This window comes from Aeromonas sp. s5 (assembly GCF_040907865.1).
GTDB classification, from domain to species: domain Bacteria; phylum Pseudomonadota; class Gammaproteobacteria; order Enterobacterales; family Aeromonadaceae; genus Aeromonas; species Aeromonas dhakensis.
In genome coordinates, this window is the sequence record NZ_JBFOCO010000009.1 from 120,924 (window position 1) to 129,114 (window position 8,191).

The 8,191-nt window shown below is 64.6% G+C and carries 9 protein-coding genes; 3 read left to right on the top strand and 6 right to left on the bottom strand.

Features of this window, described 5'->3' with window-relative positions:
* Positions 1-88: 88 nt before the first annotated feature.
* From AB5Y94_RS07125 to AB5Y94_RS07150, 6 genes are all read right to left on the bottom strand, one after another.
* Positions 89-1,024 (bottom strand): LysR family transcriptional regulator, encoded by a 936-nt coding sequence (locus tag AB5Y94_RS07125; protein WP_010635159.1) that lies wholly within the window; start codon positions 1,022-1,024, stop codon positions 89-91.
* 82 nt (positions 1,025-1,106) lie between these two features.
* Positions 1,107-1,643, bottom strand: coding sequence for a glutathione peroxidase (locus tag AB5Y94_RS07130; RefSeq protein ID WP_017782231.1), 537 nt, complete (start codon positions 1,641-1,643; stop codon positions 1,107-1,109).
* A 62-nt stretch (positions 1,644-1,705) separates the two neighbouring features.
* A complete protein-coding gene (locus AB5Y94_RS07135) occupies positions 1,706-2,269 on the bottom strand; it encodes an NnrU family protein (protein WP_324039707.1) in 564 nt (187 codons plus the stop codon).
* A 210-nt stretch (positions 2,270-2,479) separates the two neighbouring features.
* Entirely contained in the window at positions 2,480-3,613 is a 1,134-nt protein-coding gene (locus tag AB5Y94_RS07140; RefSeq protein WP_268037962.1) for a glycerate kinase, read from the bottom strand.
* A gap of 9 nt (positions 3,614-3,622) precedes the next feature.
* Positions 3,623-4,885 carry a GntP family permease gene (locus AB5Y94_RS07145; RefSeq protein ID WP_017765278.1) on the bottom strand — a complete coding sequence of 421 codons (1,263 nt, stop codon included), beginning with the start codon at positions 4,883-4,885 and terminating at the stop codon, positions 3,623-3,625.
* Positions 4,886-5,004: 119 nt separating this feature from the next.
* Positions 5,005-6,120, bottom strand: coding sequence for a sugar diacid recognition domain-containing protein (locus AB5Y94_RS07150; protein ID WP_208200142.1), 1,116 nt, complete (start codon positions 6,118-6,120; stop codon positions 5,005-5,007).
* Between the two features lie 321 nt (positions 6,121-6,441).
* On the opposite strand from AB5Y94_RS07150, the gene AB5Y94_RS07155 reads away from it, so the two are divergent.
* The 3 genes from AB5Y94_RS07155 to AB5Y94_RS07165 all read left to right on the top strand — a co-directional run bounded on the left by AB5Y94_RS07155 (position 6,442) and on the right by AB5Y94_RS07165 (position 8,164).
* Positions 6,442-6,816, top strand: coding sequence for a YacL family protein (locus tag AB5Y94_RS07155; RefSeq protein ID WP_005308639.1), 375 nt, complete (start codon positions 6,442-6,444; stop codon positions 6,814-6,816).
* Between the two features lie 62 nt (positions 6,817-6,878).
* A complete protein-coding gene (locus tag AB5Y94_RS07160) occupies positions 6,879-7,172 on the top strand; it encodes a hypothetical protein (RefSeq protein ID WP_005308637.1) in 294 nt (97 codons plus the stop codon).
* A gap of 161 nt (positions 7,173-7,333) precedes the next feature.
* Entirely contained in the window at positions 7,334-8,164 is an 831-nt protein-coding gene (locus AB5Y94_RS07165; protein ID WP_368205263.1) for a lysostaphin resistance A-like protein, read from the top strand.
* The last annotated feature ends 27 nt before the right edge of the window (positions 8,165-8,191 follow it).

The following is an 8,191-nucleotide window of genomic DNA, read 5'->3' on the forward strand; positions in this document are numbered from 1 at the left end:
AACGTTTTCACGATACCGGTTGCGGCAACTGGCTGATTTGGCTCGATTTTGGTATCAAGCGAAAGCCAGTGTTCTTATATAGAAACGATTATTCCTCTGTACCGGACAATTTGCCGCCGAGCCAGGGGGCCAGCCGCTGTTCCCAGTAGGGATGTGGGCCGAAACCCTCCTTGAGGAAATCGATGAACAGCCGGATCTTGGGATCCAGGTGCTCGCGCCTGGCATAGACGGCGTGTACCGCCATCTTCTGATTTGGTCGCCACTGAGGCAACAGCGGGATCAGTTGGCCGGACTGCAGCTCCTTGTCCAGCAGGTAGTTGGCTACGTAGGCGATGCCGAGCCCGGCCAGGGCGGCGTCGCGCACCGCCTCCGCCAGATCCACCCGGTAGTTGCCGGCCACCTGCACCGTCTGGCGCTCCTTGCCCTGGCGAAACGACCACTCGTGGTAGCGCCGCTCCCGGCTCTGGTAGGTGATGCAGTTGTGCTGGGCCAGATCCTTGGGATGGAGCGGGGTGCCGTGGCTCAAGAGATAGTCCGGCGAGGCCACCAGCACGAAGCCGATGTCCGCCAGCCGCTGCCCCACTAGGGCCTCGGGTTTGTCCTCGTAGGTGGTGATCCAGAGATCCAGCCCCTCATCCACCAGATTGGTGCGGTGATCGAACAGGGAGACTTCCAGCTCCAGCTCGGGGTAGCGATCCTGAAACGCCTTGAGGCGCGGGATCACGTGCAGCCGGCCGAAGGATTGACCGACCCCCAGATGGAGCACGCCGCTCACCTTGCCGCGCCGCTCCGCCACCATGGAGTCCGCCTCCAGCGCCACCGCCACCAGGGCACGGCAGTGGCGGGCATACTCCTGGCCGAGTTCGGTGAGGGAGAAGCGGCGGGTGGTGCGCTGCACCAGCTGGGCACCGAGTTCGGTCTCCAGCTGGGCCAGCTGCTTGCTGATGTGGGATTTGGAGACGCCGAGCCGCCGGGCGGCGGCAGAGATCCCCTGTTCACGGACCAGGGCATCGAAGATCACCATTTGGGGCAGACGTTGCAGCACGGGATTACCAGAGAGAAGAGCGGGCCCCCATTATTCCAGAGCGACCCGCCGCGGGGTAGCGCTAAAGGCCGAGCGCCCGCTTGACCTCTTGTTGCAAGGGATCGTCTGCCGGATTCTGGTTGGCACCGTAGCTGCCGATGAGCTTGCCGTCGCGCCCCACCAGGTATTTGTGGAAATTCCAGTTGGGGGCATCGCCATCGGCTGCCGCCGCCAGCCCCTTGAACAGGGGTACCGCATCCGAGCCTCGAACCGCCACCCGGTTGAACATGGGGAAGGTGACCCCGTAGTCGCGCCGGCACACCTCGGCGGTCTTGTTCTCGTTGCCCGCCTCCTGTCTGAAGTCGTTGGAGGGGAAGCCCAGCACCACCAGTCCCTGCTCCTTGTAGCCCTGATAGAGCCGCTCCAGATCCCGGAACTGGCCGCTGTAGCCACAATAAGAGGCGGTGTTGACCACCAGCACCACCTTGCCCTCGGTCAGCTGGCAGAGGTTGTGGCGCTGGGTGCTGTTGAGCTCCCGCATCTCCACGTTGAAGTAGTCGGGGCAGGCGGCGCCGGCCATGCCGGATGCCAGCGTCAGCAACAAGACAATCCTTTTCATCGAGTGACTCCTGTCGGGCAGATGAGTGACATACGCGCGAACACGCCGGCCGGTTCACCGGCTCAATAGAGCGGGATGCCGGTGAGCATGCCGTGTCCCCAGAAGATCAGCAGGGCGGTGAGCACCAGCCCGGCCCCCACGCTGAGCCCGGTGCCGTACCAGTTGGCCGCCGGACGGGGATGACGCTGCCAGTCCCGCACCGAAATCCAGACGATGCTCACCAGTGCCCACAGGCCGATGCCGCCAAACAGCACCAGGGAGCGGGCCTCGCTGTTGACCGCCAGATGGGCACCGGCCCAGAGCAGGGTGCCGAGCAGTTGGGGATGCACCAGCCAGCGCCGCAGGTGGTTGGGTCCCTGGCCGGAGCAGAACAGGATCAGGGCGATGGGCATCATCGCCATCATCAGGGTCGGTCCCCAGGCGGGCAGAAAATAGAGCGGCAAGGGGCTGGAAGTGCGCCAGCCGGCAATGATGCAGGCGATGCCGATAAACAGCACCAGCGAGAAGAGTCCCTTGTAGCGATGCTCCCCCAACCGCTCGCGCAGCCGGATCCTGTGGTCGGGCGCGAAGCAGGGGTAGAGGTGAGTCAGGGTAAACAGCAGTACCCCCAGGGTCAGCAAGATCATGGGTGGCTCCTTGTACTATGGGGGATCACTATGCCGCAAAGTCGGCTGCCAGAATACAGAAACCGCAGAAAAGCTCTGGGGATACAGCGGGATAATGAAAAAAGCCGATCGACTGATCGGCAAGGTGTTTCGGGCAGACCTGCAGTTGAGCGGGTCGTCACCGCGACACGGGGCGGGGTTGGCCGGCGCCAGGCACCGGCCAGAAGAGGGTCAGGGTCGCAGCAGATAGAGCGCCGCCACGTTGCGGGCCGTGAGCTGCAGGTTGGCGGTGGCGGTGGCCAGCGCCTCCGGCAGGGACATGGCGCGGTTGACCACGGCAAACACCGCATCCAGCCCGTGCTCGTGCACCACGCCGCAGTCGTCAGTCAGACAACCCGCGATACCGATCACCGGCTTGCCGAACCGCTTGGCACAGCGTGCGACACCGATTGGCGTCTTGCCGTGAATGGTCTGGCTGTCGATGCGCCCCTCGCCGGTGATGACCAGATCCGCGTCGGCCACCGCCTCGGCTAGTTTCAACGCCTCGATGACGATCTGGATGCCGGGCTTGAGCTCGGCGCCGAGCAGGCCCACCAGGGCCGCCCCCATGCCACCGGCGGCGCCCGCCCCCGGGATCTCCTTCACCTGTTTGCCGAGGGCCTGCTCGATGCAGTCGGCGTAGTGGGCCAGGTTGGCGTCCAGCTGCGCCACCATCGCTGGGGTCGCCCCCTTCTGCGGACCAAACACGGCGGAGGCCCCTTTCGGCCCGCACAGCGGGTTGTCCACGTCGCAGGCCACTTCGATGGTGATCTTGGCAAGGCGCGAATCGAGCCCGCTCAGATCGATGGTGGCCAGCTCGGCCAGACCGGCGCCGCCCGGCGCGATGGGGCTGCCGTCGCGTTTGAGCAGCTTGCCGCCAAGCGCCTGGATCATGCCGGCACCGCCGTCATTGGTGGCGCTGCCGCCGATGCCGAGGATCAGGTGCTTCACCCCCATGTCGAGGGCTGCCAGGATCAGCTCGCCGGTGCCGCTGCTCGAGGTGTGCAGCGGATTGCGCAGCTCAGGCGCCACCAGATGCAGGCCGGAGGCCGCCGCCATCTCGATGACGGCGCGCTCGCCATCCCCCAGCAGACCGACGAAGCCCTCTACCTTGTTGCCGAGGGGGGCGGTCACATGGAAGGGCAGAATGCGGCCGCCGGTGGCGTCCACCAGGGACTGCACAGTCCCCTCGCCGCCATCGGCCATGGGCAATTTGACGTAGGTGGCATCCGGCAGCACCTGTTTGAAACCGGCCTCGATGGCATCGGCCACCGCCATGGCGCTCAGGCTCTCCTTGAATGAATCGGGGGCGATAACAATTTTCATATCAATTCCTTAGGCGAGGCCAAACACGCCAAACATCAGGGTGGAGACAACGGCGATGGTCAGACCGACCGCGGTTTCGTAGGGGATGAGCTTGAGCCGCTCACCCACGCCCATGTGGACGCTGCCGCCGGTGGCATGGAAGAAGGAGCCATGGGGCATGTGGTCGAACACGGTGGCACCGGCGTGGATCATGGCGGCCCCCGCCAGGCTGCTGATGCCAAGCTCGAGCAGGGTGGCGCTGAACACGTTGGAGGCTACCACGGTACCGGCGGTGGTCGAGGCGGTCGCCAGCGACATCAGGGCACCCGAGATGGGGGCCAGCAGGTAGGAGGGCAGGCCGGAGGCGGTCAGGCCGCTGATCAGCACATCCTTGAGACCGGAGTTGGCGATGATGCCCGCCAGGGTACCGGTACCCAGCAGCATGATGGCCACCGGCGCCATGCGGGCCAGACCCGAGACGGCAAACTGGTTCACCTTGCCGAACTTGCCCATCATCAGGGCACCTACCAGACCACCGAGAGGCAGTGCGATGAGCGGATCCACAACGATGCCGGCGATGGGGCGCAGGGCCAGCAGCAGGATGGCCACCAGGGGCGCACTGATGGCGGCGGCAAAGCCCGGCAGCTTGCTGCCATCAAAGCTCACCACCTCGTCGGCGGCCACCTTGCTGCCCTTGTTGTTGAGGCGCTTGGCCAGCCAGTAGGCCATCACCAGCCCGAACAGGCCCGGGATGATGCCGGCCGCCATCACAGAGGTGAGTGGCAGGTGGAAGGCGTCCGCCGCCGCGATGGCGTTGGGGTTGGGCGACATGACGTTGCCCGCCTTGCCACCACCGATCATCGCCAGCAGGATGGCCGCCTTGGAGAGATCGGCACGGCGGGCGATGGCCAGCGCAATGGGGGCGACCGTGATGACGGCCACGTCCACGAACACGCCGACCGCGGTCAGGATCAGGGTGGCCAGCGCCAGCGCCAGCAGGGCGCGGGTCTCGCCCAGCTTCTTGACGATGGTCTCGGCGATGGTGGTGGCGGCGCCCGATTCGATCAGCACGCCGGCCAATACACCCGCCGCCAGGATCCGCATCACCGCCGTGGTGATCCCCTGGGCGCCGCCGATCATCAGGGCGACGGTCTGGGTCAGATCGGCGCCGCCGATCAGGCCGCCGGCCAGGGCGCCGACGATCATGCCGTAAGCGGGTGGCACCTTCTTCAGGATCAGGAAGATGGCGATGGAGAGCGCCGCGAGGGCGCCAAGGGCTGTAACCGGGGTCATGACGGGCACCTTTCTAGTGAGTGAATGGTGGCCATTATGGTGATCCGGGATCGGAATGCTTTGGTCAAAAAACCAAATATCAGCTTTTAAAAACGTAACTTTCTGTATATATGAACAAATCAGCTGTCGAGATTGAGCCCGAGATAGAGCAGAAACTTGTCATCTAACTTGTTGAAATTCAACCCGGTTATCTGCTCAATCCGGGTCAGCCGATAGCGCAGGGTATTGGGGTGGATGAACAGGGCTTCGGCACAGGGATGCAGATCACAATCCTGCAAGAAATATTGGCGCAGCGTCTTCTGCAGTGTTCCCTTTGTATCCTCCTGCGCCAGCTTGTGCAGCGGGGCCCGCAGCTGATCCGCCTGCCAGGAGTCCGCCAGACTGCCGAGCAGTACCGGCAACCGGTAATCCTCGAAGAAATAGACCTGCTTGCGCGGCGCCTGCCGCATGCCGCGGCGCAAGGTGTCCCGCGCCGTCTGGTAGGAACGCGCCAGCCCGCCGGTGCCGGCGAAGTAATCACCCACCCCGATGCGCACCCGAAAGTGGGGGATGCGGGCCAGCAACTGCTTGATGCGACTGCGCTCCTGCTCTGACTGCCAGACGCCGTCGCTGAGCTGGGCAGGCTTGAGCACCACTATCTCGTCCAGGCCGTTGATGGCCACCAGGTTGTCCCGCTCCGGGTTTTCCAGCAGGTGTACCAGCTCCCGCAGCCGGGCCGGGTCGGCCTCCTCCAGCGCCAGCACCGCCACCACCCGCGGCTGGGCCAGATCCAGCCCGAGGAAGCGGGCCGCCTGCTGCAACTGATCTTCGCGCCCTTCACCACGGATGAGCTGCAGTACCAGCTCCTCCTTGTGGCGCTTGTCCCACTGCAGTTGCTCGGTGAGCGCCGCCTGCTCCAGAATGAGCTCGGCGGTCATCCGCACCAGCTCGGCGTAAGCACGCACTTCGTCCGGATCGCCCGAGATGCCGATGACCCCGAGCAGCTCCCCCTGATAGGCGATGGGCAGGTTGATGCCGGGGCGCACCCCCTTGAGCTCGCGGGCGGTCGCGTCGCTGATCTCCACCACCCGATTCTCGGTCAGCGCCAGCACGGCCCCCTCATGACGCTGATGGAGCCGCTCCGGGTTGCCGGACGCGATGATAAGGCCGTGCTCGTCCATCACGTTGACCGAGAACGACAGTATCTTCATCGCCCGGCTGACAATCTGCCGTGCGAGGGTGTCATTGAGCTGCATATGCGCCACCAGTTACCGAGACAAGAGTACGAGGAGCTACGACGGGCCTCAGTCGTTCATCCATCACGTTGAGCCAAGAAGAGAGGATCTGTATCGCCCGGCCCACTATCTGGCGTGCGAGGGTATCGTTTAGCTGCATCACATCTCCAAAGCGGGGGCAGGGTGGCCACAAAGCGCCTGCACCGGGGCAAAGATGCCACATCTTCAAGACAAGCGAGGGGGGGCTCGCTAGAATAGGCCACTTTACGCTATATGCGCCCCGCCATGGAGCAGGATTTTCCCCTGCCCATGACGACTCACCCTTCCGCTATGGACTGAACTATGGATTATGAATTTCGCCGCGATCCGTTCGGCGGTTATCGCGCCCGGTTCTCCATGGGCCACGAGGCCATCGGTCAGTGGCTGATCGACGAAGTGGGCAAGGACGAGGAGAAACTCGACGAGCTGTTCGCCATCATCGATCAGCTCTCCAGCCGGGCCCGCACCGAATACCGGCTGCTTGGCGGCGACTACTCCCTGCTGCTGACCCACGAGGAGGCCGAGGTGAAGGCCAACGTCCTCAATATCGAGCAGGATGAAGATCTCGACGATCTCGCCTACTACGATGATGAACAGCTGGCCATGTGCGGGCTGGAAGATTTTGCCCAGGTGCTCGTCTCCTGGCGCGCCTTTATCCGCAACGAGGATATGGGCTGATTGACCCCATCGGAACAACCACGTCGGGCTCACGGCCCCTCGCCCAACCAACAGGATTGACTATGTCTATTTACGATTTTGATGACGAACTGCCGGAAGACGAGCTGGAAGAGCAGCCGAAGAAACCCGCCCAGCCCAAGAAGAAGGGCAAGCAGGTGCTGAACACCCAGGTCAACCTGAGCCCGCGCGATGCCAGCCGCCTGAATGGCCTGCACGTGGAGGCCATCACCACCCTGGACGACGTCAGCCTGCCGAAGAACGTGATCTTCAAGGCCGGCCTGATCGCCCTGGGCGAACTGGACGCCAACCTGCGGGCCGACATCATCGCCCGGGTGATCGCCGAATCCGGCCGCTGATAGCGTCGCATCCTTGCCAAAACCGGAGCCCAGCTCCGGTTTTTTTATGGTCGCTCGCCTGCTCCCTCCTGCCGCGCGGGGATCCGACCAGCTTATTAAGCCTTGTCTCATGGGATGTCCCATTGTTAAGGTGCGGCACTTTCATCGGCCCTGGAGACTCAATGTTACCTCTACCTGATTCACTCATCTGGGGAGCACTGGCGCTGGCCGTCTTGCTCTGTCTGGCCCGGCAGCGTCTGCCCGGCTTCATCATGCTGGCGGTCGCCCTGCTGGCGGCTCTCGGCCTCGGCCACCTGAGCCCCATCGCCCTGCTGGCCAGCACGGCGGGCCTGCTGCTGGCCTGGCGTACCCCCACCCTGCCCCAGCCCTGGCGCGCCGTCGCCCTGGGTGCCGTGCTGCTGTGGGCGGTGGCGCTGATGCTGCACCTCATCCCCGGCTTCACCAACCTGAAGGTGCTGGATCAGGTGCAGGCCGGCCCCGCCAGCGTGCCCTTCAACATGTACCTCAACCTCGACAAGCCGCTGGTCTTCTTCGGCCTGCTGCTGGCCTGGCCCGCCCTGCTGGGCCCGGGCGGCGCCGTTCAGTGGCGCAGGCTGGCACTGCTGCTGGTGCCGCTGGCGGCCCTGCTGATCGCCGCCTGGCAGCTGGGAGCCCTCAAGCCCGAAGTGGGCCTGCCCGGCTGGTGGTGGCTGTTTGCCATCAACAACCTGCTGTTCACCTGCGTGGCGGAAGAGGCGCTGTTTCGCGGCTTCCTGCAGCAGGGGATTGCAGCACACAGCCGGCGCTGGCTTGGGGTGCTGGTAGCCAGCCTGCTGTTCGGCGCCGTCCACCTGGCCGGCGGCCCGCTGCTGGTGCTGTTCGCCGCGCTGGCGGGGGCCTGCTATGGTCTGGTCTTCCTGCTGAGCGGGCGCCTCAGCATCGCCATCGCGATCCACTTCCTGTTCAACTTCGCCCACCTGGCCCTCTTCACCTACCCGCTGGCCAGCCGCTGATCCCCTCGGGGGCGTGCCAACCGGCAC

Coding starts and splice junctions, on each gene's coding strand:
- AB5Y94_RS07125 (WP_010635159.1), bottom strand. CDS start 1,024: ATGGTGATCTTCGATGCCCTGGTCCGTGAACAGGGGATCTCTGCCGCC.
- AB5Y94_RS07130 (WP_017782231.1), bottom strand. CDS start 1,643: ATGAAAAGGATTGTCTTGTTGCTGACGCTGGCATCCGGCATGGCCGGC.
- AB5Y94_RS07135 (WP_324039707.1), bottom strand. CDS start 2,269: ATGATCTTGCTGACCCTGGGGGTACTGCTGTTTACCCTGACTCACCTC.
- AB5Y94_RS07140 (WP_268037962.1), bottom strand. CDS start 3,613: ATGAAAATTGTTATCGCCCCCGATTCATTCAAGGAGAGCCTGAGCGCC.
- AB5Y94_RS07145 (WP_017765278.1), bottom strand. CDS start 4,885: ATGACCCCGGTTACAGCCCTTGGCGCCCTCGCGGCGCTCTCCATCGCC.
- AB5Y94_RS07150 (WP_208200142.1), bottom strand. CDS start 6,120: ATGCAGCTCAATGACACCCTCGCACGGCAGATTGTCAGCCGGGCGATG.
- AB5Y94_RS07155 (WP_005308639.1), top strand. CDS start 6,442: ATGGATTATGAATTTCGCCGCGATCCGTTCGGCGGTTATCGCGCCCGG.
- AB5Y94_RS07160 (WP_005308637.1), top strand. CDS start 6,879: ATGTCTATTTACGATTTTGATGACGAACTGCCGGAAGACGAGCTGGAA.
- AB5Y94_RS07165 (WP_368205263.1), top strand. CDS start 7,334: ATGTTACCTCTACCTGATTCACTCATCTGGGGAGCACTGGCGCTGGCC.